This is a genomic window from Blautia sp. DFI.9.10, from assembly GCF_024461705.1.
Lineage (GTDB): Bacteria > Bacillota > Clostridia > Lachnospirales > Lachnospiraceae > Blautia_A > Blautia_A fusiformis.
Map to the genome: position 1 here is coordinate 28073 of NZ_JANGAA010000005.1, position 24505 is coordinate 52577.

22 protein-coding genes and 1 riboswitch are annotated in these 24505 nt (G+C 46.3%); of the genes, 2 read left to right on the top strand and 20 right to left on the bottom strand.

Going from position 1 to position 24505, the window contains the following annotated elements; genetic code table 11:
• Positions 1 to 245: 245 nt before the first annotated feature.
• Complete coding sequence (gene recQ / locus NE671_RS04595; RefSeq protein WP_256163721.1) at positions 246 to 2075, bottom strand: DNA helicase RecQ; 1830 nt, start codon at positions 2073 to 2075, stop codon at positions 246 to 248.
• A gap of 287 nt (positions 2076 to 2362) precedes the next feature.
• Between recQ and NE671_RS04600 the strand changes: the two genes are divergently transcribed.
• On the top strand, positions 2363 to 3673 hold the full coding sequence (locus NE671_RS04600; RefSeq protein ID WP_256163723.1) for a hypothetical protein: 1311 nt from the start codon (positions 2363 to 2365) through the stop codon (positions 3671 to 3673).
• A gap of 110 nt (positions 3674 to 3783) precedes the next feature.
• On the opposite strand, the gene NE671_RS04605 is transcribed toward NE671_RS04600, so the two are convergent.
• From NE671_RS04605 to NE671_RS04680, 16 genes are all read right to left on the bottom strand, one after another.
• Positions 3784 to 5010 carry a cob(I)yrinic acid a,c-diamide adenosyltransferase gene (locus tag NE671_RS04605; RefSeq protein WP_256163724.1) on the bottom strand — a complete coding sequence of 409 codons (1227 nt, stop codon included), beginning with the start codon at positions 5008 to 5010 and terminating at the stop codon, positions 3784 to 3786.
• A 415-nt stretch (positions 5011 to 5425) separates the two neighbouring features.
• Complete coding sequence (locus NE671_RS04610) at positions 5426 to 6577, bottom strand: 1-propanol dehydrogenase PduQ (RefSeq protein WP_118062683.1); 1152 nt, start codon at positions 6575 to 6577, stop codon at positions 5426 to 5428.
• Between the two features lie 136 nt (positions 6578 to 6713).
• Positions 6714 to 7478 (bottom strand): DeoR/GlpR family DNA-binding transcription regulator, encoded by a 765-nt coding sequence (locus tag NE671_RS04615; protein ID WP_118752781.1) that lies wholly within the window; start codon positions 7476 to 7478, stop codon positions 6714 to 6716.
• Between the two features lie 72 nt (positions 7479 to 7550).
• Positions 7551 to 8099 carry a BMC domain-containing protein gene (locus NE671_RS04620; RefSeq protein ID WP_015525948.1) on the bottom strand — a complete coding sequence of 183 codons (549 nt, stop codon included), beginning with the start codon at positions 8097 to 8099 and terminating at the stop codon, positions 7551 to 7553.
• A 16-nt stretch (positions 8100 to 8115) separates the two neighbouring features.
• Positions 8116 to 9444, bottom strand: coding sequence for a 4Fe-4S dicluster domain-containing protein (locus NE671_RS04625; protein ID WP_015525949.1), 1329 nt, complete (start codon positions 9442 to 9444; stop codon positions 8116 to 8118).
• 4 nt (positions 9445 to 9448) lie between these two features.
• Positions 9449 to 9715 carry a EutN/CcmL family microcompartment protein gene (locus NE671_RS04630; protein WP_015525950.1) on the bottom strand — a complete coding sequence of 89 codons (267 nt, stop codon included), beginning with the start codon at positions 9713 to 9715 and terminating at the stop codon, positions 9449 to 9451.
• A 68-nt stretch (positions 9716 to 9783) separates the two neighbouring features.
• Positions 9784 to 10395, bottom strand: a complete 612-nt coding sequence (locus NE671_RS04635; RefSeq protein ID WP_373152625.1) for a phosphate propanoyltransferase — start codon at positions 10393 to 10395, stop codon at positions 9784 to 9786.
• A gap of 141 nt (positions 10396 to 10536) precedes the next feature.
• Entirely contained in the window at positions 10537 to 10815 is a 279-nt protein-coding gene (locus NE671_RS04640) for a BMC domain-containing protein (RefSeq protein WP_005427721.1), read from the bottom strand.
• Between the two features lie 73 nt (positions 10816 to 10888).
• The gene (locus tag NE671_RS04645) at positions 10889 to 11230 is read right to left on the bottom strand and encodes a BMC domain-containing protein (RefSeq protein ID WP_114002790.1); all 342 of its coding nucleotides are present in this window, start codon (positions 11228 to 11230) and stop codon (positions 10889 to 10891) included.
• A gap of 44 nt (positions 11231 to 11274) precedes the next feature.
• Positions 11275 to 11550 (bottom strand): propanediol utilization microcompartment protein PduA, encoded by a 276-nt coding sequence (gene pduA, locus NE671_RS04650; RefSeq protein ID WP_015525952.1) that lies wholly within the window; start codon positions 11548 to 11550, stop codon positions 11275 to 11277.
• Positions 11551 to 11634: 84 nt separating this feature from the next.
• Positions 11635 to 11949: a BMC domain-containing protein gene (locus NE671_RS04655; protein WP_015525953.1), complete on the bottom strand. Its 315-nt coding sequence runs from the start codon at positions 11947 to 11949 to the stop codon at positions 11635 to 11637.
• A 24-nt stretch (positions 11950 to 11973) separates the two neighbouring features.
• The gene (locus NE671_RS04660; protein WP_256163725.1) at positions 11974 to 13206 is read right to left on the bottom strand and encodes a zinc-binding dehydrogenase; all 1233 of its coding nucleotides are present in this window, start codon (positions 13204 to 13206) and stop codon (positions 11974 to 11976) included.
• A gap of 18 nt (positions 13207 to 13224) precedes the next feature.
• A complete protein-coding gene (locus NE671_RS04665; RefSeq protein ID WP_118062686.1) occupies positions 13225 to 14613 on the bottom strand; it encodes an aldehyde dehydrogenase family protein in 1389 nt (462 codons plus the stop codon).
• A 32-nt stretch (positions 14614 to 14645) separates the two neighbouring features.
• Positions 14646 to 15533, bottom strand: coding sequence for a class II aldolase/adducin family protein (locus NE671_RS04670; RefSeq protein WP_118169837.1), 888 nt, complete (start codon positions 15531 to 15533; stop codon positions 14646 to 14648).
• A gap of 186 nt (positions 15534 to 15719) precedes the next feature.
• Positions 15720 to 16511 (bottom strand): glycyl-radical enzyme activating protein, encoded by a 792-nt coding sequence (locus tag NE671_RS04675; protein ID WP_021651548.1) that lies wholly within the window; start codon positions 16509 to 16511, stop codon positions 15720 to 15722.
• A gap of 11 nt (positions 16512 to 16522) precedes the next feature.
• Positions 16523 to 19048 (bottom strand): glycyl radical protein, encoded by a 2526-nt coding sequence (locus tag NE671_RS04680; RefSeq protein ID WP_195635142.1) that lies wholly within the window; start codon positions 19046 to 19048, stop codon positions 16523 to 16525.
• Between the two features lie 354 nt (positions 19049 to 19402).
• On the opposite strand from NE671_RS04680, the gene NE671_RS04685 reads away from it, so the two are divergent.
• A complete protein-coding gene (locus NE671_RS04685) occupies positions 19403 to 20119 on the top strand; it encodes a phosphatase (protein ID WP_021651550.1) in 717 nt (238 codons plus the stop codon).
• A 107-nt stretch (positions 20120 to 20226) separates the two neighbouring features.
• Here the strand turns inward: NE671_RS04685 and NE671_RS04690 are convergent, their stop codons facing one another.
• The 3 genes from NE671_RS04690 to NE671_RS04700 form a co-directional block, all read right to left on the bottom strand.
• Positions 20227 to 20514: a cysteine-rich small domain-containing protein gene (locus tag NE671_RS04690; RefSeq protein WP_173723397.1), complete on the bottom strand. Its 288-nt coding sequence runs from the start codon at positions 20512 to 20514 to the stop codon at positions 20227 to 20229.
• Positions 20515 to 20781: 267 nt separating this feature from the next.
• Positions 20782 to 20951, bottom strand: a riboswitch (cobalamin riboswitch).
• A gap of 232 nt (positions 20952 to 21183) precedes the next feature.
• Positions 21184 to 22644 (bottom strand): C40 family peptidase, encoded by a 1461-nt coding sequence (locus tag NE671_RS04695; protein ID WP_256163726.1) that lies wholly within the window; start codon positions 22642 to 22644, stop codon positions 21184 to 21186.
• A gap of 283 nt (positions 22645 to 22927) precedes the next feature.
• On the bottom strand, positions 22928 to 24418 hold the full coding sequence (locus NE671_RS04700; protein WP_256163727.1) for an N-acetylmuramoyl-L-alanine amidase family protein: 1491 nt from the start codon (positions 24416 to 24418) through the stop codon (positions 22928 to 22930).
• Positions 24419 to 24505: the final 87 nt, after the last annotated feature.

Here is a 24505-nt window from a genome sequence, read left to right on the forward strand (position 1 = left end):
ACGGATATCTCACACAGTCGGTCCATCTACTCGAAGGGATTCCACTGCTGCATAGAACTCTGCTTGCGAAATGCCTGTACGCTGCACCGGAACGTGCAGCAGAATATGATACAGTTAAAAACGATCCGGCCGCACTATAGCCGCCGGATGTTTCCTGCTTGTCTTATTCTAACAAATGCCTCTTTAAAATGCAAGAAATTTCAGAACATTTCGCTCTTCATTTTCCGACAGCAAAAGTCTCTTTCCTACAGATTTTTCACCGCGTCTATAAACCTTTTTCCGTATTTTTCGTACTTGTGCCTGCCGACTCCTGTCACATTCAGCATTTCCTCCTCGTTTCCAGGCTTTAGAATGCACATATGGATAAGGGTTTTGTCGGAAAAGACCATATAAGGGGGAATTTTTTCCTCTCTGGCGATCTCCAGGCGAAGAGCACGAAGCTTCTGAAAAAGGGGCTCATCCTGTTCTCCCAGCTCCCCGACTGCAGATTTCGGAAGTCTGCTCCGTTTCTCTTTTTTCTTCGTCTCCAGCTCTTTTGACATTTTCATTGTGAGGATATGCTCCTCCTCCAGAAATGACCTGGAAGCGGCGGTCAGCTTCACAATCGTATATCCGTCATCCGTCAGATGAAGATATTCCTTCAGTACCAGATAATTAAAGATCTGCCGCAGCCGGTGTGCCGGAATCTTTGCACAGACTCCATATTCCGGATTTCCATCCATCTCATACTGCCGGATTTTCGCCGTAGATGCGCCGCGCAGAGTATCCAGGATCACGTTCACCCCGTATCTCTGACCACTGCTTTCCACGCACCGGATCATTGCCCTGGCCTCCTGGCTCACATCCTGCTCTTCAAACTCGGTCTGGCAGTTCAGGCAGTTTCCGCAGTAGCTTTTTCCGTATTCCCCAAAATATTTCAGGATGTACTCACGCAGACAATCATGGGTAAAGCAGTAAAAGGTCATCTGCTTCAGCCTCTCCTGATCACGCTCCCGGACAAGGCGCCAGACTGCCGCTTCCATTTCCTGGTTATCCTGTCCTCTCTCGATAAGATACTGATTGGTAACCACATCCTTCCCGCTGTAAAGCAGGATACATTCCGCAGGATCGCCGTCACGGCCCGCACGGCCTGCTTCCTGATAATAGCCTTCCATGTTCTTCGGCATATTATAATGAATGACATAACGTACATCGGACTTGTCGATTCCCATTCCAAATGCATTGGTGGCTACCATCACACGACAGCGGTCATAAATAAAATCATCCTGATTGTTCCGGCGTTCCTCATCGGAAAGTCCTGCATGATATCTGGTGGCCGTGATGCCGTCACGGATCAGCTTTCCGCAGACCTCCTCCACCAGCTTTCTGGTAAGACAGTAGATGATTCCACTGTCGTCCGGATGCTCCAGTATGTAATCGTGTACTTCCTTATATTTATCTTTCGGTGTTTTCACTGCAAAATAAAGGTTTTCCCGGTCAAATCCTGTGGTTGTGCAAAAGGGATCCTGAAGCCCCAGAAGTCTTGCAATATCCTCCCTGACCTCCTTCGTGGCTGTAGCTGTAAATGCACCGATCACCGGTCTTTTTGGAAGCTGTGCCACAAACTCTGCGATCTTCAGATAGCTTGGCCGAAAATCCTGTCCCCACTGTGATACACAGTGTGACTCATCCACTGCGATCATGGAAATATCCGCGCTCAGCGCAAAATCCAGAAACGCCTCTGTGGTAAGCCTCTCCGGTGCTACATAGATGATCGGATATCGTCCTGCCTTTGCATAGCGCAAGGCTGTGAAATACTGCCCCTGCGTCAGAGAGCTGTTGAGGTATGCTGCTGAGATGCCGACCTGGTTCAGGCTTCTCACCTGATCCTTCATAAGGGAGATCAACGGTGATATTACCAGTGTGATCCCCTTCATCATCAGTGCCGGTACCTGATAGCAGATAGATTTTCCTGCGCCGGTTGGCATCACTGCCAGAACATCTTTTCCTGCAAGAAGCGCATCGATCACCGCTTCCTGCCCTTCTCTGAATGTATCATACCCGAAATGGGTCTTTAAAAGTTCCTGTTTCGTCATAAATCGACATGATCCTTTCTGTTACGTTCCCACCGGAACTGTAACGCTTCTCTTTTTCATTGTCGAATCGCTGCTGTTTTCCGAATATTTTATTTTAACATATTTACAGATAAATTGCCAATTGATACAAAAAAATCACAAAGCACTTCCTCCCTGGTTTCCTGTTATAATGATATAAGAGAAAGAGTCTGTTTATACTGTTCCGCAGCAGAGGACCATGAATTCATGGAGTGCCCGGGCCTCTGTTCAGTAACAGCCGGTATGCTCATAAAAAAAGGAGGTTTGTTATGTGTAAAAGAAAAATAAAAACCATCGAAGCAATTTTTTTCCTGTTTCTTTTTTCCGTTATTGTGCTCCTGCTTCCCCAGGATGCCCACGCCAGAGTCCGGGTCGTGACCAAAGGAACCACTTCCACTATCCGTGATACCGACGGTGTGATCGAAGATGAGTCTTCAGACATTAATTTCCCAATCAACATCAAAAATGCAAACTGCCAAAAACGGATCTATGCCGTGACAGTCCGTGTAAGCTTTTATTCACCCAAGGGAGTCATCCCAAAAAGCACCACATTTTCCATCGATGGGATCAATGTGGTTAAGCTGAGCACTTCAAATTATACACCGCTGGCATACAAGGAGACTTTTTTCACCTACGATGATAACCTGGAGGATGGCTACCTGGAGTTTGATTTCGGCAATAAAGAATGTCCGGTACCGGTAGACTGTGACTATGAGGTTACCATCAAACAGGCAGTGCCTGAAATTTTTATCACCAACAACAATTATCTGAACCAGAGCATCCGAACCGGAAAAACCACTTCCATCGGAATCGAGATTTCTGATCCCTACGTAAAAACCATCAGCAAATCAAAATTCAAGGTTACTTCTTCCAACAGCTCTGTTCTCAAGGTACAAAGCATCACTCAGGATTCCAAAAAACGCAGCCGTTTCACAGTCACCCTGCAGGCTCTCAAAGCCGGATCCGCAAAGATCACTTTATCCTACCCAAAGGCCACAGCCTATAAGCTGACCGGAAAAGTAACCTCGCCTTCAAAAACCGTAGCAACCTTCCGCGCTTCCAAAACTACACTCAAGGTTGGCTCCAAGGTCAGCATGCGTTCCCTTATCAATCTGAAGGGCGGTACCAATCTGACCATCAAAAATGCAAAATCCAGCAAGCCTTCTGTACTTGCCATTTCCGGAAACTATCTTGTCCCAAAGCAAAAAGGGTCAGCCACAGTTACCGCGAATTTAAACGGTGTCAATCGTAAGATCACTATTACCGTATCCGCACCGGCCGCCAAACCTACCGTCAAAAATCTGAAGATCAGTGTTGCCCGTATCAAGTATGGCCCCAATGACATGAAGACCTATTATACCTTAAAATTCACCAATACTTCTGCGAAAACCATCACTACCGCAAAAGTAAAGATCACCACCGGTTCCGGTATCTATGACCAGATGTACTGGACCAAGAACCTGACACTGAACCTGAAGCCCGGAAAAACCATGACAAAAACCTATTTTATCCAGAACATGGTCCAGGCGCCGGAAAAAAGTGATATTTCCGTTAAATACCTGAAGATTAGCTGGAAGTAAATAATTCAAAAGGGACGTGCCGCAGTATTGATTTAAAAATCATCACTGCAACACGTCCCTTTTATTTATTCTCTCTGAGCTGTCTATACGTTTTGTTTTTATCCTGTATCCTACAGTACCTCATTCAGTACCTGCAGTCCATACTCTGCGAGGCTGTTATCCTCTTCGCCGGTACCGCCGCTGATACCAAGACCGCCGATGATGGTGTCTCCAACCTTCAGGGGTACACCACCTCCGAATATCACAATATTGTCACTCATTTTTCCAAGGCCATAAAATGTCTGACCCGGCTGTGTCAGTCTGGAAAGCTCCATAGTGGACATCTTCACTGCCACAGATGTATACGCCTTTTTTACGGCCATATCAAAGCTTACAAGAAAAGATCCATCCATCACATGAACCGCAACCGGATTTCCATCCGGGCTGCATACCGCAATTACGGAAGGCTTGTTTCTTCTCAAAGCTTCCTGCTCGATCTTCTCGATAAGCCTCTTGGCAGAATCCAATGTGATACGACCCTGGATACCCATACGCTTCAGCACTTCCTGGATCATCGCCGTGTTTGCTGCTATACTGTCATTCTGTGCCATTGCCGTATTTCCTCCCACTGCTGTCGTCACAGTCCCATTCTGCACATCAAAAGCCTGTACATCCCTTTTCTGCACCATCTGCGAATCCTGTGCTCTTACATCCACCGCCGATGTACCCGCTGCAACATCCGCACTACTTCCAACAGTTCCTACAGCCTCTACCCCAACATTAGCTACAATCCCAGCAGTTTCTGCTTTCACAGATTCCTGAACACTTTCAGAAATATCTGTCTTCTTCTCTTCAATCTTCGCTGCATCCACATACCTTGCCAACACATAAAAATAATCTGACAGACGGTTCATATATTTCTTGGCTCCGGTATCCGATCCAAACTTCACACTGACCAGCGCAAGCTCTCTCTCAGCCCTCCGCGCCACAGCTCTTGTCACATCGATCTCAGCCGCAACTCGGGAATCCCCCGGAAGAATCGGAAGCCTCTCTCCGGAAAAAATCTCTTTCATCCGGCCAATCTCCTCCTCCAGAAGCTCCGTCCGGTCTTCACTGACCTTAAATTCCCGATTATAAGGATCAGAAACCCCATCTATGATCTTCTTCAAAGTCTCCGAGATCTTCTCCAGCATCCGGACAACATCCACATCATCAACCAGAACCCGCACAAGCCCAATATGACTCATCAGCTCCTCAACTGACCCCATCAGACAAATCCGATCATCCGACTTTGAAACATTCTTCGTATGGGAAAGATCCGTCATCCCCTTATCACCATACCCGGTATAAACCTCCATCCCAGCTCAACCTCCCAGCAACTCCTGATAAATAATCCCACCCATATCAGACCAATTTTACAATCCTCGAAATGCTACGCATACCACACATACGTAAACACACACCACAACCATCCCGGCAAACCAGGCGCAGTGTCCACAAACGCGTCCACGTATTCCACGCAAACGTAACACACACCACAACCATCCCAGCAAACCAAGCGCGGCGTTCACAAACGCGCCAGCCTCCGCCAAAACGTCACACATTCAAGGCGCCACAGCGCCCCATCGGCACAACGTTCAACCCGGAACAACCGCAGCATACAGGCACAAGTCAATACCCTTCCGCCCGCCACAGTCAAGCACTCTAAAAAAAGCCCGAGGGGTGTGCAGAGGGGCCGCGGCTTTGCGGCCCCTTTGCGATTTTCATCTTTTATCAAAAAGACCAAAGTTTAGTATAAATCTTAACAATATCCTCTTTCTTCGGTACACGCGGATTTGCCGCTGTGCAGGCATCCGCAAGTGCCATATCCGCCATCTTATCAACCGCCGCAAAATAAGCATCCGGTGTGATCGTCTTCATCTCTTCGATGGTAAGCGGGATATTCATCTCTTTCTGCATAAACTGGATCCAGTTTACAAGAGATCTTACGCTCATAACTTCGTTATAATTGCTCAGTCCAAGAAGATGTGCAATATTGGAATATCTCTTTACTGCCGGAAGATATTCTTTCTGGCTTCTGCTGCGTTTGTTGATATTTGCATTATATTCAACAATATGCGGCAACAGCATCGCATTAGCTCTTCCGTGAGGAATATGGAAAATAGCACCCAGCTGATGAGCCATACTGTGAGTAATTCCAAGACCTGCTGCATTGAAGGAAAGTCCTGCCAGACAGGACGCTACATGCATCTTCTGTCTTGCATGCATATCATTACCGTCAACATATGCACGATAAAGATATACGCCACAGATCTCGATTGCTTTCTCTGCAAGTGCAGATGTAAACTCATTATGGTTGATGCTGACATAAGACTCAATTGCATGAGTCAGAACATCCATACCTGTATCTGCTGTAATCGCAGGCGGAACACTACGTACAAGCTCCGCATCCAGAATTGCCTCATCAGCGGTCAGGCTGTCTGAGATCAGCGGATACTTCACATGTGCTTCTGTATCATTTACAACTGCAAAAGAAGTAACCTCGGAACCGGTACCACTTGTTGTAGGAATGGCAACCAGTCCGACTTTTCCGTAATTGTTGATCTTCAGGGCAAACTCACGGATTGCCTTGGAGGAGTCGATGGCAGAACCACCACCTACTGCAACAATAGCTTCCGGCTGATACTGAAGGAATTTTTTGACTCCTTCGGCAATTTTTCCAACCGGTGCATCCGGAACAACATCACAGAAAATATCAAATTCTTTTCCACCTGCCTGAAGCGGTTTTGTGATCATATCGATCATTCCGCTTTTTACAACAAACGGGTCTGTGATAACAAGGACTCTTTTGTATGGAATTTCTTTCAGTCTTCCCAGGGCATCAGCTCCAAAATGGATGGCTGTTTTCATTTCAAATGTATTCATAGAAACTGCTCCCTCTCGTCATACCGGAACACAGGTCTCTTTTGTCTGCCTGTGGCCGGATAAAGTAAAGCGGATCTCCGCATTCCGCATACACTGCATGCTCATGAACACAATCGTTTTCCGATATATGTCCAACCTATTTCGGGTAGATGCATTCGATCTTATGCGCGCTGAAATGCTTCAGCCACTTTTCAGACGGCTTTTTGTCTGTGATGACCGTCTCGATATCCCGCAGCTGTCCTGCCACGGAAAAAGCAGTCTGATCAAATTTCGTGCTGTCTACCACCAGAATACGCATTTTTCCGGAATTGATCATGGCTTTTTTTGTTGTTCCAAAGGCTTCTTTGGATTCCATGATTCCCAGATCCTCATTTAATGCTTTACAGGAAAAAATAACCTTGTCCACATAATAAGAGCGGATCACTTCCTCGGTTCTGGCACCCAGGAATGCAAGATACCCTTCCTTCATCACTCCACCGGTGGAAATAATATTCCAGCCGGATACATCCGAGAGCTCCAGAAGGATCTCCATAGAATTGGTAACAACGGTGAGACGTTCTTTTTCTTTCAGCGCCTTGGCCACAAAAACTGCCGTTGTGCTGGCATCCAGAAAAATGTGATCTCCGTCATTCACCATGGAAGCAGCAATCTCCGCCATTTTCTGCTTTCCCTGTACATTCTGGTTTTTACGAACATTAAATGGTAAATCAATACCGACATCTTCGTTGATCACCGCACCGCCATAACTCTTTGTGGCAAGTCCCTCTTTTTCCAGCTTGTCCAGATCACGGCGGATGGTTTCTTCTGAGACACTGTAAAGCTGGCTTAGTTCACTTACAACAACCCTTTTCTCTTCCTGTAATTTCTCGAGAATCAGATTTCTTCTCTCTAATGCTAGCATAAGATGCCTCCTTTTCAGATGTCATTGCAGGGATACCCTTCAAAAGGATATCCCTCAGATATAAAGACAATATTAAAGGATCGTATCGATCATTCTCTTGTCCGGATGAGCGATCACTGAGGAATCCATGTACATTCCTTTTTCAGCTACCAGCTCTTTTGCTCTTTCGATAGAAGCCTCCACTGCAGAAACCTCGCCGGTAAGAAGCATGTATGATTTACCGCACATACCCTTGGCGATACGAAGCTCGATCAGATCAACGATAGCTGTCTTAGCTGCCTGATCTGCCGCCTCGATGATAGATGCTGCATCATAGGTCTCAAGAATTCCCAGGGCACTGATCTCCTCGACCTGTGTGGTTCCGTAGATTGCCGGGAAAATGGACTCATGTGGATTGCCCAGTACAAAACTGTCAATACATTTGTCCTCGTATGTTGTTACAGCTGTGTCTACAGCAGCTTTTACTGCGCTTAAATCTCCGGTGATAATTGCAATATATTTTCCCGGACATACTGTCTGCGCCTCCACGATCTCTACTTCAGATGTCTTAACCATGGCATCTGCTGCAGTGATACCAGCTGGTGTGGTTTTAAACTCAATCATTCCGATTGCTCTACTCATTTTGTGCACGTCCTTTCTAATTTCTTGCAATTACAACATGGCGGTCTGTCACTTCTGTAACCTTACCGCTGATGGTTGCATGGATTCCGACACTTAATCCCTGTGCAGGCTGTGCGATCATCTGGCCTTCTGTTACCATATCGCCTACATTTACGATTGCCTGTGCCGGTGCACCGATATGCTGGCTTAAGAGAACCTTTACCTTCGATACGTTTACAAGTTCTTCCTGAAGCGGTGCATCCTTGTCATATTTGGTAAGTCCCAGACGTGCCATCAGACGCTCCTCAGGAACCTTGCGGTATTCTCTGGACTCCTGAACCGGCTTCGGCTGAACACCCTGAGGTGGTCTGATCCCTGCCTTACGAAGTCCGCCCTTCATATCTGCAAGCAGTGTTCTCGGAGCCAGGCTCTGCGGACACGCATACATCTCGCAGACACCACAGGAGCTGCAGAATGCAGAATTGATATAAGGATTTACATTTCTGAAATCCTGATTGGATGCTGCCATCATGAACATTGCCGGATCGATCGGGTGTCCCAGATTATGTCTCGGGCAAAGATCTGTACATGTATGGCAGTGGCAGCAGATCGATGCTGCTCTCTTCAGATCTATAGAAGAAGTCCGCTGCTTCTTCATGACAATAACATGGTCCTTTGGAAGAACCAGGATTGCATTCGTTGTTTTTGTAACCGGGTCTGAACCATTTCCGATACGTCCCATCATCGGGCCGCCAACGAAATATACAGGATCCTTTACAGTTGTACCGCCTGCCTGGGCAACAACCTCTTCCAGTGTACATCCCAACGGAACCTTCACTGTAACAGGGTTCTCAACCTCAGCAACAACGGAAACATATTTACATGTGACCGGTTTATGTTCTTCTACCGCGCGGTATACATTGTAGAGAGTCTCTACATTAAATACGGCTACTCCCTGCTCGATCGGCAGTCCTCCGGGCCGTACCACACGTCCGGTTGCCTCATAAATAAGAACAACCTCATCACCCATCGGATAAACCTCATCCAGAAGATGGATCTTAACCCTCGGGAATTCTTCAATATGCTGATTTAAAGCATTGATCGTCTGTACATAAGACTTTTTGATTCCGATAATGGCCTGTGAAGCTCCTACCGTCTCCGCAACCATATCGAATGTTTTCATGATCTCGTATGCGTGCTTCTCCAACAACTGTCTGTGAAGTTTCAGTAATGGTTCGCACTCTGCACAGTTCATAAGAATGGTATCCGCTTTGTCTGTCAGTTTCATGTATGTAGGGAAACCTGCTCCACCTGCTCCGACAACACCATTCTCCTGCATAATTTTCTGTAATTCTTTGATATCCATGGCGTTACTCCAATCCTGCACCGTCGTCTACGATACCGACGATGGCGGCATCTACCGGTGCTGTTTCTACGCCGCAGCCAATTCTTGCTGCGCTTCCTTGTGCCACCAATACATATTCGCCGATTCCCGCACCGATGATATCAATAGCGACAATCTGGCTGTGCTCGGCTTTCATATGATGCACCGGCTCCACGATCATGAATTTATTTCCTATGAGTTTTTCACTTTTTCGTGTGGAAACAATACTTCCAACTACTTTGCCTACGATCATATGAGCCTCCGTTTTTCTCTATATCCTCTGCTGGGGATGCCGGAAACGGCATCCCCGAAGGAGGAATATTATTTGATTATGGTAACTGTATTGCCTGTGGCAATTCTTGCTGCATTTGCTTCATCTGTATCAATATGCATTTCCAGTGTAAAGCTGTCATCAACACGGATCTTAACCTGATTAAAGATCGTTCCACGCTCATTGTCAGCTTTAACGGAAACAACATCACCATCATGTACACCCGCAGCCTGGGCATCCTTCGGAGCCATGTGGATGTGACGCATAGCCACAATACATCCCTCTTTCAGATAAATGGCACCTTTCGGTCCGACGATGGCGATCGGTGCACTTCCTGCAAGATCACCGGACATACGTACCGGAACCTTCATTCCCAGCTTGATCGCATCTGTTGCGGAAACCTCAACCTGTGATTTACTGCGGACAGGTCCGAGGATCCTTACATTCTCGATCGCACGGAGCTTCAGTCCCACAATGGTAACTGTTTCGTTGGATGCAAACTGTCCGCCCATCAGATCCTTTTTCTTTGTGAGCTGATAGCCTTCTCCGAACAGCGCCTCCACATGCTCCTGTGTCAGGTGAATATGTCTTGCGGAAACTCCGATAGGAACAACGAAACCATTGCCCTTGTCTTCGTTTTTGTTGATCGCATCGATCACCATTTTTGTGATCATTTCAATATTATTCGTTTCCAAGAGTACACCTGCTTTCTTTCGGTTTCATGACTGAACTTAACTCAAAACACACCGGCCGGAAGCCTTAATGGCCCTCAGGCCGGTGCGTCTTGGAACTGATCAGTTAGATTATTTAAGAACCGGAAGGATTTTCTCTACGTCTGTATGAGGTCTCGGAATTACGTGTGTAGCTACAAGCTCTCCAAGTCTGGATGCTGCTGCGCTTCCGCTCTCTACTGCAGATTTAACTGCTCCTACGTCTCCACGAACCATAACTGTTACAAGACCGGAACCGATCTTCTCTGTTCCTACCAGAGCAACGTTAGCTGCTTTACACATCTGGTCAGCTGCCTCGATAGCTGCTGTAAGTCCTCTTGTCTCAACCATTCCTAATGCTTCCTGTGTCATGATCATATCCTCCTTGTGGATTATAAATGCTTTATTTGTTCTCTTTACTTCTGACTATTTTGGTGCAGCAGCTTTATTTTTTGCTGCTGTTTTTGCTTGCCAGTGCTTCTTCCGGATTTTCCTGCTGTTTCTTTTTCCACCGGCTTGCACTCAGCTCAACCAGTTTGACGATTTCCTCGTGAGGATTGGCAATTACCGCATAGCTGGCAGGTTTTTTGATTGCCTGCTCCACTGCTGCATTGACAGCTGCTGTAACTGCTGATACATCGCCTTGTACGATCAGGGTCACCAGTCGTCCGCCCAGCTTACGCTCCCATGACGCCAGCTCAACGTCTGCCGTTTTGCACATGATGTCCAGGGCATTGATCGCCGCTACAACACCAGTGATTTCTATAAATCCATATGATTTTCCCATGAGCGAACTCCTTAATTAATTTCCATTCCTCTCAAAGCCTGAAATCAGAGCTTCGGAAGAATTTTCTCTACGTCTGTATGAGGTCTCGGGATTACGTGTGTAGCTACGAGCTCTCCAAGTCTGGATGCTGCTGCGCTTCCGCTCTCTACTGCTGCTTTTACAGCGCCTACGTCTCCACGAACCATAACAGTTACAAGACCGGAACCGATCTTCTCTGTTCCTACAAGTGCAACCTCTGCTGCTTTTGTCATTGCATCTGCTGCCTCGATTGCAGCTGTGAGGCCTCTTGTCTCAACCATTCCTAATGCTTCCTGTGCCATGATTCTATCCTCCTGAATCTTATCTTCGTTACATTTTATCATATATGATTCCGCCACTTTTGTAAAGTGAACTTCGGAATCCTCTTAATCTTTATCCAAGGCGCTGATTTTCAGCATTTTCTGTGTACCTGGTTCCGGGTTGGGGATTATGTAATGCTGTACCACGCCTGTCATGCTCTCTGCAACTTTCATGCCGGCTTCTACCGCTGCCGTGACATCTGACACGCTTCCGCGGTACTTGATGCAGACAAGAAGCGGTACTGGCAGGCTGTCCGCATTCGCCGGTTTATTCTTATCGAATACCTCCAGGTGGACATTTGCAGCCTTGCACCCGGCGTCAGCTGCCACAAAGGCTGTTGCAAGTCCGAAGACCTCAAGAATTCCTACAGCTTCTGCCATGTTGCTTCTCCTTTCCCGTTAAGGTTATTTATTAACAATCGCGATCTTAAGACCTGTCATTGCCAGGTTTGTCTCAAGTGCCTCGTTGATCTCCTCAAGCGGGAACTTGTGTGTGATCAGCTCAGACATTGGAAGTCCGATTGCTTTTGCTCTCTTAAGGAAATCAAATGTTGTTGCATAGTCTCTGAGGTTGTATACCCAGGAACCAACAAGGTTGATCTCTTTGGAGCAGAGGTCGAAGTGCGGGTTGATGGTAGCGTCTCCACCGTTGATGAAGAAACCAAGCTCGCAAAGACCGCCGCCGTTGCGGATAAATTTGTAGATGTTGGAGTGTGCATGAGGATTTCCAGTACACTGGAAAGCGAAATCTGCAAGATGTCCGCCCTGAGCCTCTTTCACAGCCTCAGCAAGTGCCTCAACACCCTTGAAGTTCATAAAGTTTACAGTTGTAGTTGCTCCCATTCTCTTGGCAAACTCAAGACGTTTCTCATTTCCGTCTACTGCACAGATATTATGAACGCCCATTGTATGGAGAACTGCGATGCAGATAAGACCGATCGGTCCGCACCCCTGAACAACAACTCTGCTGTTGAATTTCAGGATTCCTGTTGTTTTTGCTCTCTCTACAGCATGTACAAGTACTGCACATGGCTCGATGAGGATACGGGAATCAAGATCCAGGTCACTTACATTAAAGAATGTGGAACCGAATTTTCCGCCTCTGATGAAGATGTAATCAGCGAACCAGCCGTTGAATTTAACGTCGTCATCCGGAAGAAGTCCGTATACGTCAGCGCCGCCTACGTTCTTCTTGTTAAGGTCGAACATTGTGATTTCCGGATCATCTTTGAAGATCATACATGTAACGATCTTGTCGCCGACTTTAACCGGTTTACCAGCTGTATCAACTTTAACGTTTTTACCCATTTTTACGATCTCACCGGTTCCCTCATGTCCGAGAACTACCGGGATAAGACCGAACGGGTCATTTTTGTACTCATGAGCATCTGTTCCACAGACACCGCATCCCTCAACTTTAACAAGGATGTCGTCGTCGCCAACTTCCGGAAGATCATACTCCTGAAGCTCAAAATGTTTCTTCTCTGTCATCATTGCTACTCTTGCTTTTTTCGGAATTGTGTTTCCTGCCGGAGCAGCCGGAGCGCTTGGTGCAGCAGCTGCTGCCGGAGCGTTTCCTGTCATGCCGGAGAGAACCTGTTTAACGATTTCTTCGATATTTACATTGTTCATATCCATGATTTATGTTCCTCCTGATCAACGAATGCAAAGGCTGTCTGTCATTACGCAGCGTCTTCTCTTTGTGAATGTGCTTGCGCTTGTAAGTCCCTCACCTGTACGGCTTGCGATGGTAAATGTACAGAAACCTTCTCCTCCGAATCCAAGTGCGGAATAGGACGGGCCGTTCTTTACAAGGATCGCGGTATCGATTGCTTTCGCATATTTTGTAATGTTATCAATATTCTTGGAATGAATATGTGCGGAATGACGGTTGCCATGCTCAAGCCATACAGCCTGCTCTACAGCATCGTCAAAATCCTTAGCTCTTACGATACCGAGGATCGGCATCATAAGCTCTGTTGTGATGAGCGGATGTTCCTTCGGTCCCTCAAAGATGATGCAGCGTACGTTAGCCGGTGCGTCAACTCCGATCATGGAAAGAAGTGTTCTTGCATCACGTCCTACACATTTACGGTTCAGCTTGCCGCCTGCAAGTACAGTCTCAACAAGCTTGTCCTGCTCTTCCTTGGAAGCAAGGTAGCAGTCATTCTCTGTAAGCATGTAGTGCATTAACTCATCAACTACGGAAGATACTGCAACAACTTCCTTCTCTGCGATACATGGAAGGTTGTTATCGAAGGTACATCCGTTTACGATATCCTGTGCAGCCTTGCGGATATCAGCAGTATCATCAACCAGTGCCGGCGGGTTACCTGCTCCTGCACCGATGCCTCTCTTACCGGAGGAAAGAACCGCTGTTACAACACCAGGGCCTCCTGTTGCTGCGATCAGATGGATATCTTTATGTTTCATCATGATATTGCTTGTCTCAAGAGTTGGTTTCTCAACTGTGACAGCAATATTGTCCGGGCCGCCTGATTCCAGGGAAGCCTCGTTCAGAAGATTGATTGCATAAATAGAAGTTTTCACTGCTGCCGGATGCGGATTGAATACTACTGTATTTCCTCCTGCCAGCATACCCATTGTGTTGCAGAGAACTGTTTCACTTGGGTTTGTACATGGTGTGATCGCACCGATCACGCCAAACGGTCCCATCTCGATCAGAGTCAGTCCTCTGTCTCCGGACCATGCAGTTGTTGTGATGTCTTCGGTACCAGGAGTCTTATCTGCTACCAGGTGATGTTTGAGGATCTTATCTCCTACATTACCCATACCAGTTTCCTCAACACCCATACGTGCCAGTACTTCCGCATTCTCTTTGATCTTCTTGCGGATGCAGGTGATGATCTTCTCTCTCTGGTCCATAGACATTGTCTTAACTACCTGCTGAGCCTTTTTGGCTGCCTCGATAGCATCATTCATATCCTTGAAAACGCCATGTTTTCCGGCCGGAGCATCTGCAATCTGCATCTTTGCCATAACTTCCTGTACAATTTCCTGTACCATATTCTCACTTATTGGCATGAGATTGTCCTCCTTAATATTCCGTCAAAAAATTATTTCAGGCCAAGCTGAGCCATAACCTGTTTTGTGATCTGAGCAACGAGTTCTGCATCGTTGTTTGCAGCAGCCGGAGCCTCACCCTGAGGATCAGCAGCGCTTGTTCCGCAGTCTTTTCCAACGAAATCATACTGATATCCTGGGAACTGTTTGTAGTCCTCACTGTGGCATGCACCACCGCAGTTGTGGCAGTTCTTGCCGTCTTTGTTCAGGCAGAGGCTTGCCGGATGTTTACCAGGCATACCAAATTTACGACGGATCGCATAGAGTTTCTCGATGTTCTCTTTGTCGAATTCCTTCGGTCCGCCAAGGAGCTTGGTCTGATACAGAAGCTGTGCGTAGAACTCTACAGACTCCATCTTCATGTATGCAGCGTTAAGGTCTGTGCTCCATGTAAGTGCTCCGTGGTTCTCAAGAAGTACTGCATCAAAGTATGGAAGGTATTTCTCAAGGTTGTCCGGAATCTCCATTGTGGAAGGTGTACCATACTCAGCGATCGGAACGCATCCAAGAGCGATAACTGCCTCCGGCATGATCGGCTGTGTAAGCGGAATACCTGCGATTGCGAAAGATGTTGCATAGATCGGATGAGCATGTACAACAGATCCTACGTCCGGTCTCTTCTCATATACTCTCATGTGCATCTTGATCTCAGATGATGGTTTGAATCCCGGGTTAGCCTGGATTACATTACCCTTGCCATCTACTTTACAGATGAACTCTGGTGTCATGAATCCTTTAGATACACCTGTTGGTGTGCAAAGATATTCATTCTCAGCTACTTTAACAGAAAAGTTTCCGTCGTTAGCTGCAACCATGTTACGGTTGTAGATTCTCTTACCGATGTCACAAAGCTGTTTTTTGATTTCAAACTCGTTTACCATGCTTAATTTCCTCCTTGAGCATTGGATTGCACTATTTTGTTTCTGAGAACATTTTACCCCATACCACAAAATAAGTCAAGGACAATCCGTTGTTTTATGTTGGTTTCTTGTTGTATTTTGTGTTGTTTTTATTGTTTTTTATATTTTCTGTTTGTAAAGGATCTTTTTTCTGTAATCCTGTATCTCTCAGCCGCCGATCTGGCAGTCCAGGCTGCATACCGCATGCACTGCATTCTTTAACATCTGCATATGTTCTGCTGTAGGCGGAAGGATTCCTTCCATTAAATAGGGTCTGCCAAGTCCTTCATATTTATCCTGCCCCAGTCTGTGGTACGGAAGAAGATGGATCTTGTTTACGCCCGGAAGGGATGCTGCAAATCTTGCGATTGCCTGGATCTCTTCCACAGAATCATTAAATGTGGGGATCACCGGAACGCGGATCACCAATCTGGTTTTTCCGTAGAGCGCAACCCTTCTTGCATTCTCCAGCATCAGTCCGTTGGCCCGTCCTGTGAATTCTTTATGTTTTTCCTGATCCATATGCTTGATATCCATCAGATATACATCCAGATAGGGAAGTACCTGTTCGATCTTTTCCCATGGGGCACAGGCCATGCTTTCCACTGCTGTGTTGATTCCTCTCTCCTTTGCCGCGCGAAGAAGATCTCTGGAAAAGTCCGCCTGACACATACATTCCCCTCCAGAAAGGGTGATCCCGCCTCCGGAACGATAATAATAGGCACGGTCTTTTTCCACCTCTTCGATCATCTCACGAACTGTCACGTCGCGGCCGATCACTTTATCTTCTCCCAGAACCTTCATGTTCTGGATCCGGTATTCCTGTGATTCCGGATTACAGCACCAGCGGCAGCGAAGAACGCAGCCCTTCAGGAACACGATGGTACGGATGCCCGGTCCATCGTGTACTGAATATTTCTGAATATCAAAGATCCTGCCCTTTGTATCCAAATAGTCCATTCGTTACTCCTTTAGAAGCCCTGCTCAGTACGTCTGATGATATCGTCCTGCAGAGATCTGGAAAGTGTAGTGAACAATGCGCTGTAGCCTGCAACACGTACAACCAGATGTTTGTACTTCTCCGGATGCTTCTGTGCATCCAGAAGTGTTTCTCTGTCAACAACGTTAAACTGCATATGCATACCCTTCTGATCAAAGTATCCGCGGATCAGTGCTACGAATTTCTCCAGTCCTTCTCTTCCTGCAAGTGCTGACGGATGGAATTTCTGATTGAACAGTGTTCCGTTGGATACGATAAAATGATCCAGACGGGATACAGAAGTTGCCGCAGCTGTCGGTCCCTTCACATCCTTGCCGGCTGACGGGGAAACACCATCTGCTACCGGAGTATGTGCGTAACGGCCATCCGGTGTTGCACCGGTCTGTCCGCCAAGCGGAACATTTGCAGATACAGGATAAAGTCCTGCCTGATAATGTCCGCCTCTTGGGTTCATATATTTCTGAAGCGGTCTTGTGTAAGTATAAGCCACATCCCTTGCAAAGTAGTCCACATCCGGGATATCATTTCCAAACTTCGGAACCTCCTCGATCATCTTGTGGATCTCTTCGAATCTTGCCTTCTTCTCCGGAGCTGGCTCTGTTCCGAGAGCTGCTGTCATAACAGCTGTTGCAGTCTGCTCATTTACACTGATGCCATTCTCCTGAAGTTTCTGCATAACGATGGTGGTGATATCTGCTGCAGACTGTGCATCGATACCCTTGCCGTAGTTCCATGCCAGAGCCTCCTTCAGCTCTTCCATGGTCATCTTCTTTTCTTCATATACAAGCTTGCGGATCGCATACAGAGAATCTGCCATGTTTGCAATACCAAATCCCTGAGGACCTGTAAAGTTATAAACAGCTCCGCCTTCCTGAACGGATTTGCCTCGTTTCAGGCAGTCATCCACCATACAGGAAAGGAATGGAAGCGGACATCTCTCCGCATGTGCCACATCAATGGCATTATCAGCATTTACAAGCAGGGAAATGAAATATTCCATCTGTTTCTTATATGCATCATAGAACTCATCGAAGCTCTTCATCTCTGTGACATCGCCGGTCTGGACACTGATCTGTACCCCTTTGTCCATACCATTAGAGAAAACCATCTCCAGCGGACGACACATGTTAAAGAATGCAGCGTCATGCCAGCCCTCTGTCTTACCTGCCTTCTGCGGTTCTACACAGCCGATGATGTTATATTCTCTGGCATCTGCAAGAGAAAGGCCACGGTTCTGCAGTGCAGGAATGATAACCTCATCATTGTAATAAGCCGGAAGTCCGATTCCTGTTCTTGTAAGCTCTGCAGCCTTGATCAGGAATTCATGTGGTGATCCGTTCCATACTCTTACAGAAAGAGACGGTGCCGGAAGGTGCACATGCATAGACGCCTGGATGCACATAAAGGAGAGATCATTGGTCACATCCTCGCCATCCTTGTTCTGACCGCCTGCGATCAGGTTCTGGAAAAGGCTGTAGCCTGCAAAGCCTTCTGCAGATGCAGCATCACGGCATTTATTCAGGTCGTTTAATTTTACCCATATGCAGTCCATCAGTTCCTGGGCAAATTCTCTGGTAAGATTGCCTGCTTCCATATCACTCTTGTAATATGGATACATATACTGGTCAAAACGTCCCGGAGAAATAGAATGTCCGCTGCTTTCCATCTGGATCAGCTGCTGTACAAACCAGAAGGACTGGCACGCCTCATAGAAGTTACGGGCGCCCTTCGCCGGTACGCGTGTACAATTGGATGCGATCTGAAGGAGTTCCTGTTTTCTGGTCGGATCCTGACACTGATATGCCATCTGCTCTGCGAGCTCGGCATAGCGATGTGCATAGTCAATAACTGCCTGACAGCTCATGATAACCGCTTCCAGGAAACGGGATTTCTTTGCGTAATCACCATCTCCTACATTACACTCATCCAGTTCCTTCTGAGCTTTGGCAATGATCCCTTCATAACCGATCGCCAGAACTTCTTCATATTTAACGGTTACGTGTCCTACACCATTGTAGAAATAGTTTCCAGGTGTAAAAATATTGTGGTCAATGGCAAGAATCGCTTCCGGTGCCATATAAGAGGTTGCAAGCTCACTGGTAGTCTTGCCTTTCCAGTATTTATGTACCTCACGGAGCTCCGCCTTGGTTTCCTCCGCAATATAAAATGGATCGGCTGTTCTGGTAGCCACTGTATCCAGCTCATCTTCCAGCCACTGGAAAGAATACTCCGGAAACGTCTGACATCCTCTCGGCGCCAAAGTGCTGCTTCCGACGATCAGCTCCTCATCACGGATGATGATCGGAATGTTGTGCAGGATGTGGGCAAATGCCTTGGCTCTGCGGGTGATGATCGGCTCGTCTTCTGTTGCTTTGTAAGACTCTGTGATCAGTTTTGCTCTGGCAGATTCGATCACCGGCATCTTTGCATAAAGATTATCTACAAGATGTGTGATCCTGTCTGTTTTCGGAACATCTGCTATATGAAATTTCTCCATGATTCTCCTTTCTCATAACCGGTTGTTTCTGGTGATCTGTCTGCCTCTACGCTTCCAGAACCGCTCCTGTCCGGCTATGTGCTCATGTAGTTTTATTATACCTTACCCCTACTTCGATGTCAACGAAATCCAACATGTGTTTCTAGCTGTTTTTGTGGTTTTTATCGGTTGTGCCCTGTTGATTTTATTTGTTTTTTGTATTTTTATGTTTTTCTCTATTGACTTTGTTTTTCTGCTCTGCCATACTTGGATTTATATAGGAATTCCTTTGTTTTTCAGAAAAAATTTATGCAAAGCGGACATTCGTATTCCGCTCTGTCACATGTTCTCAAACAGTAAAAGAGGTGTATTTTTATGTATCTTTCTGATATGCATACCCACTCCATCGCCAGTGGTCACGGCACGGAATGTACCATCACCAACATGGCACGCGCAGCTGCTGAGAAAGGTCTCCGGCTTCTCGGAATCACTGATCACGGTCCCGGCACTCTGGCAGCCGGAACTTCCTCCTATTTCCGCAGCCTTACCTATTCTCCCAAAAAACATTTCGGTGTAGAATTACTCTACGGAATTGAACTGAATATCCTTGACCGCAGCGGGACGGTAGATTTAGATCAGGAATTATTATGTAAACTTGATTACGCCATTGCCAGCATGCATGCCTGGAATTACCGCTGCGGTACCAGAGCCGAAAACACAGAAGCTTTTATCAATGTAATGAAAAACCCCTGTGTAAAGATCCTCGGACATAGTGATAACACTCATTACCCGGTTAATTATGATGCGCTTGCAAGGGCTGCCAGGGAAACCGGCACGATCTTTGAGATCAACGAAGCTTCTCTTGCACCTTATGGCTATCGTGGCGACACAAGAGAAAACTGTTTCGAGATCCTTCGATGCTGCCGCAAATATGATCTGCCGCTGCTTCTTTCCAGTGACAGCCATGGCCCGGAGCATATCGGAGATTTTACCTGTGCTGCTGAGTTTGTTCATCAGGCCATGTTTCCGGAACAGCTGATCCTCAACAACCAGATTCCCAGACTCAAGGTTTTTCTCCAAACCAGAGAATGATCTTCTGTATCTTTTTCGACAGATAACAGATATTGTCCACCCCAAACAAAACAGGCCAGTTCAAACACAGGAATATACATTTTCCTGTATCTGAACTGGCCTGTTTTTTATTTTTCCCGCTGCTTCCGTACAATTTCCGCAAGCTCGCTATATTTACCTGTAACATATCCGAAATTTTCTCTTCTGTGAGGAAGCTTGCATTCGGTGCAGTCTTTGATCCCGCTTTCCGTAAAGCGGAAATTACCACCACATTTATCTCCCAGTGCATATAAAGGACAATAGCAGAACAGACAATTGAAGTTCTCCGGATCTGCTCCTTTATGGCACGGAAAATACTCACAGTTTTTGTGGCTGAAGTAAGAGTATTCTTTGCCTTCCCAGTATGGTTTCTCCATGGCTCTTTTCTCCTCTCCTGACATAACCACACATAATTTTTTCCTATAAAAAAGAGGTAGCGATGCCACCCCGGGGTAGAAATATAATCCGTTCATGAGTGCGCGGAGGGAACGAATGTATCCGGAGTAGTATCGCCTGCCATTTAATCATGTATAATTCATATGAACAGGCGCATTCCATAAAAAAATGCCTACTCTCGTAAAAAAGTAGACAACGTCCCAGGGGTGCGGAGTCCCTGAAATGGTTGTTACACTTTACACGGAAGTTTAACCTCGCCATAACAAGCAGGTTTCCTGGCTCCGGGATCATGACTCCTCTCTCCTTCTCATACATACGTACAATGGACTATGAGATTCGCTCCTCCGTTACAGTGACCGGATCGCTCAGGTTTCACACCTGATTCCCTTTTCTGTGGACTTCTGATAATCAATATATAACTGTCAGCTATCCTCAGCACTTGCTATGTTCAATATGGAATTATACTGACATTATAATAACATCCCGTTAATTATATGTCAATACTGTTTTCAATATTTATACATTTTTGAGCATATTTTGTTGCTGTTCACTCCGTTCCATGGGTTTTTCAGTATTTTTTCCGACGTTAAAAACAGCCCGACAAACTGCTGTCGGGCTGCTGTATTTTTATTTTCTGTTGTACGTTTTTATTATACAAGACGTCTTACAGATACAATTGTTCTGTATGTAGCATCATTGCTGATCTTGATCCCGTCCTGAGAGTTCGATGCATGAACGATCTGGCCATTACCCATGTAAATAGCCACGTGTCCGCCATAGCAGATCAGATCTCCCGGCTGTGCATCTGCGTAGGATACTTCTGTACCTGCATTCTGCTGCTCATAGGAGGTTCTCGGAAGGCTGACTCCGAAGTTCGCATAGACACTCTGTACAAATCCGGAGCAGTCTGCACCATTGGTAAGGCTTGTTCCACCCCATACGTAAGGATTTCCCACAAACTGTGTAGCATAATTCACAACAGAAGATCCTGAACCGCTACTGTAAGAAGAACTGTCACTGTCTGAAGATGTATCCTCTGCATTAGATGTGTCCTCTGCACTTTCTTCAGATGCGTCTGTGCTGTTATCGTAATCTGCGTCTGCATTATCCTCTGTATTCTCAGTATCCTCGGACGCATCATCATTCTCACCATTGTCTGCATCTTCATCCACATCCTCGGTGTCATCTTCTGCAGTATCCTCATCTGCATTCTCGATCACGTCGCCGTCCTCATCGTACTGTACGTCTTCGCTCTCGTCCGCCTCATCCTGCTGTGCTTCCTGCTCTGCCTGGCGTCTTGCTTCCTCTTCTGCCTCAGCCTGTGCTCTCGCTGCTGCTTCAGCCTCGGCCTGACGTCTTGCCTCTTCCTCTGCTGCAATACGCTCAGCCTCTAATCTCTGAAGCTCTGCAGTCTGCTCTGCAAGAAGGTTGGCATAATCTGTAGCCTGCTGCTGTGCGTAGGCGATCTCATTATCATAATCTGCGGATGTGGCACGCTTCTCATCCAGCTGTGCCTGCAGGTTCTGGGACTCTGCCTCATATTCCTGCTTCATTCCCTCCAGCTCTGCCTTCTCCTGTGTGTACTGTGCCTCCAGGTTTGCCACCTGCTGGATCGTATTGGAATATTTTTCAAGACTCTTACGGTCCTGCTCATAAGTCTTCTGTGTGTACTCTGCTCTTGTAAGAAGATCAGACAGGTTCTCTGCATTCAGCATCATCTGGAACCATGCATCATCTCCACCCTTCTCATAGAGATACTGGATACGTTTCTTCATTGCCTCATACTGTTTCTGCTTGGCATTTTTGGCCTTCTCAAGGTTGGTCTGTGTAGATGCAATGTCGGCTTCCTTATTGGAGATATCTCCCTCCAGTGTCTGGATCGAAACCATCACGTTTACAAGATTGGCATCAAGAGTTGAAATCTCGCCTTCAATCTGTGACTTCTGTGAGGAAAGCTCATCCAATCTGGAATAAGTCGCATTCAGCTGTTCGTTGGTCGCATCCATCTCCTGCTGAAGTGCTGCCTCATCTTCTCTTGCTGCGCTTACGCTGACTACCTGTGCTCCGCTGATGATGAGCGCCAGTGTCAGACATAATATCCTTTTCTTCATGACTGTTCACCCTCGCAATCTGATTCTAATTTAATACAGCGGATCTGACCATCCGCTTCGTTGGTTTTCTTTGTAACACTTTTGCAATATCTTGTTTCAATCTTTTTATATATTAACACAGTGTTATTTGGATTGCAAGGATTTTCTATTAATTAGTTTAAAACTTTGTAACATTTATTAATGATTTTGACATTAAAAAAGGAGAACCCGGGTTATCTCAGATTCTCCTCTCGCGTTTCTTATTGCTATTTGTTACATATAAATTTCTTTCAGCATATCCTGATCAGAAAAGATCTGCAAGGATCTGATTGGCTGTCTTGTTCAGATATCCGTTGGGATCGGAAAGAGTGCTTCTGTTCCATCTGAAGTATGCACCGTTTCGGATATAGTTACCACTGGATTCATGATAGTCATATTTGCTGGCTCCAGGATACCTGGACATGTAAGTTTCTGCCAGCTTGATCGCCTGGCTTCCGTAAGTTCCGCTTGGTGTCGGTGTTCCGGAAATCTGTACGCCGGCATTCGGTGTACAGTGGAGGATCACGACACTCTTATCGGAACACTGTCCGAGAACGATCCAGGTATGTCCGCTGTTGTATCCGATATCCCCAGGATAAAGCTTCCAGTTTGAGCTTGCCAGCTGAGCCTGGGAAACAACGGTACCCATTCCCTTGCCGGAATACAAAGATCCAAGATTTCCGGAAACATCCGTGTACATAGGTCCACCGGATCTGCTCTGCATGATCTGATATACAGACCATCCTACAAAGCCGGAACAGTCAAGGCCCTTCTGTTCTGTAGCTTCACTGAGATCCATATAATATCTGTAATTATAGGAGCTGGAATTGCTGTCATACCACTGTTTCCATTTTGGACTGATGCCCTTTCTGGTCGCATCCGACCAGTTGTGGCCGCCGCCCCATACGTAAAGAGTCTTTCCTACCGGAAGTAATGCATTGGCAAGGAAATTCTTGATAGTCCTGGAGCTTGTCGCTGTAGTAGTACTTGGGTTGGTATCCAAGACACCATTGCTGCCAAATGTATACTTCTTGCCATCGATCGTCTTCGTTCCCGTAGCCATGACACCGGTTGACGGATCGAAATAATATTTATATCCTTTTTTGGAATTTGTGACCCAACCGGTAGCCATCACGCCGCTCTTGCTGTAAAAATAATAGGTATCGCTGCCGATCTTCTTGAAGCCCTTATACATAGCTCCCGTGTTTGGATCAAAATAACGCTTCTGCTGTTTCTTATTCGTTGCCCAGCCCTTTGCCATAAAGCATTTGCTGGTAAAATATCTGGTCACATTCTTCTTGTCTGTAAGGAATACACTTCTGGCTGCAGCACCACTGCCGCTGTAGAAATAATATTTCTTATTACTGATCGTGGCCCATCTCGTTGTCATATATCCGCTGGTGGGATTAAAATAGCGGGTATTGTTCTTACTGTCTGTAAGCCAGCCTGTTGCCATATAGCCCTTGGCACCGTTGACATTATAAAAATATCGTTTGCCCTTGGAATCCTTAGCCCAACGCTTCATCTGCACGCCTGTGGATTTATTAAAAAAATATTTCTTCCCGTTCAGTGTAAGCCAGCCTTTTACCTTCTGTCCATTCTGATAATAATAGGACTTTCCTTTTTCTGTTTTAAAGCCGTTTTTGGTCGCAGCCTGTACATCTGTTGCCGTTGTATGTACAGTTGCTCCGGCTGCAAAGAACATCAGAACAAAAAAAAGTCCCCAGAGTTTCCATTTTCTGCTTAATTTTCGCATACATACCTTCCTTTGATAGATAGATCATTGATATTTACTATTTCTTAAGTCCGACTGATCGTAAACGTTACAATTTTGTTACAATTT

What these genes read in the sequence shown, in the direction of transcription:
- NE671_RS04660 (WP_256163725.1), bottom strand. Translation starts at nt 13,206, where the DNA reads ATGGATATGAACAATGTAAATATCGAAGAAATCGTTAAACAGGTTCTC.
- NE671_RS04630 (WP_015525950.1), bottom strand. Translation starts at nt 9,715, where the DNA reads ATGATCGTAGGCAAAGTAGTTGGAAGTATTGTTTCCACACGAAAAAGT.
- NE671_RS04695 (WP_256163726.1), bottom strand. Translation starts at nt 22,644, where the DNA reads ATGAAGAAAAGGATATTATGTCTGACACTGGCGCTCATCATCAGCGGA.
- NE671_RS04615 (WP_118752781.1), bottom strand. Translation starts at nt 7,478, where the DNA reads ATGCTAGCATTAGAGAGAAGAAATCTGATTCTCGAGAAATTACAGGAA.
- NE671_RS04620 (WP_015525948.1), bottom strand. Translation starts at nt 8,099, where the DNA reads ATGAGTAGAGCAATCGGAATGATTGAGTTTAAAACCACACCAGCTGGT.
- NE671_RS04645 (WP_114002790.1), bottom strand. Translation starts at nt 11,230, where the DNA reads ATGGGAAAATCATATGGATTTATAGAAATCACTGGTGTTGTAGCGGCG.
- NE671_RS04640 (WP_005427721.1), bottom strand. Translation starts at nt 10,815, where the DNA reads ATGACACAGGAAGCATTAGGAATGGTTGAGACAAGAGGACTTACAGCA.
- NE671_RS04685 (WP_021651550.1), top strand. Translation starts at nt 19,403, where the DNA reads ATGTATCTTTCTGATATGCATACCCACTCCATCGCCAGTGGTCACGGC.
- NE671_RS04655 (WP_015525953.1), bottom strand. Translation starts at nt 11,949, where the DNA reads ATGGCAGAAGCTGTAGGAATTCTTGAGGTCTTCGGACTTGCAACAGCC.
- NE671_RS04675 (WP_021651548.1), bottom strand. Translation starts at nt 16,511, where the DNA reads ATGGACTATTTGGATACAAAGGGCAGGATCTTTGATATTCAGAAATAT.
- NE671_RS04625 (WP_015525949.1), bottom strand. Translation starts at nt 9,444, where the DNA reads ATGGATATCAAAGAATTACAGAAAATTATGCAGGAGAATGGTGTTGTC.
- NE671_RS04670 (WP_118169837.1), bottom strand. Translation starts at nt 15,533, where the DNA reads ATGGTAAACGAGTTTGAAATCAAAAAACAGCTTTGTGACATCGGTAAG.
- pduA (WP_015525952.1), bottom strand. Translation starts at nt 11,550, where the DNA reads ATGGCACAGGAAGCATTAGGAATGGTTGAGACAAGAGGCCTCACAGCT.
- NE671_RS04690 (WP_173723397.1), bottom strand. Translation starts at nt 20,514, where the DNA reads ATGGAGAAACCATACTGGGAAGGCAAAGAATACTCTTACTTCAGCCAC.
- NE671_RS04700 (WP_256163727.1), bottom strand. Translation starts at nt 24,418, where the DNA reads ATGCGAAAATTAAGCAGAAAATGGAAACTCTGGGGACTTTTTTTTGTT.
- NE671_RS04665 (WP_118062686.1), bottom strand. Translation starts at nt 14,613, where the DNA reads ATGCCAATAAGTGAGAATATGGTACAGGAAATTGTACAGGAAGTTATG.
- NE671_RS04680 (WP_195635142.1), bottom strand. Translation starts at nt 19,048, where the DNA reads ATGGAGAAATTTCATATAGCAGATGTTCCGAAAACAGACAGGATCACA.
- NE671_RS04605 (WP_256163724.1), bottom strand. Translation starts at nt 5,010, where the DNA reads ATGGAGGTTTATACCGGGTATGGTGATAAGGGGATGACGGATCTTTCC.
- NE671_RS04600 (WP_256163723.1), top strand. Translation starts at nt 2,363, where the DNA reads ATGTGTAAAAGAAAAATAAAAACCATCGAAGCAATTTTTTTCCTGTTT.
- recQ (WP_256163721.1), bottom strand. Translation starts at nt 2,075, where the DNA reads ATGACGAAACAGGAACTTTTAAAGACCCATTTCGGGTATGATACATTC.
- NE671_RS04610 (WP_118062683.1), bottom strand. Translation starts at nt 6,577, where the DNA reads ATGAATACATTTGAAATGAAAACAGCCATCCATTTTGGAGCTGATGCC.
- NE671_RS04635 (WP_373152625.1), bottom strand. Translation starts at nt 10,395, where the DNA reads ATGGTGATCGATGCGATCAACAAAAACGAAGACAAGGGCAATGGTTTC.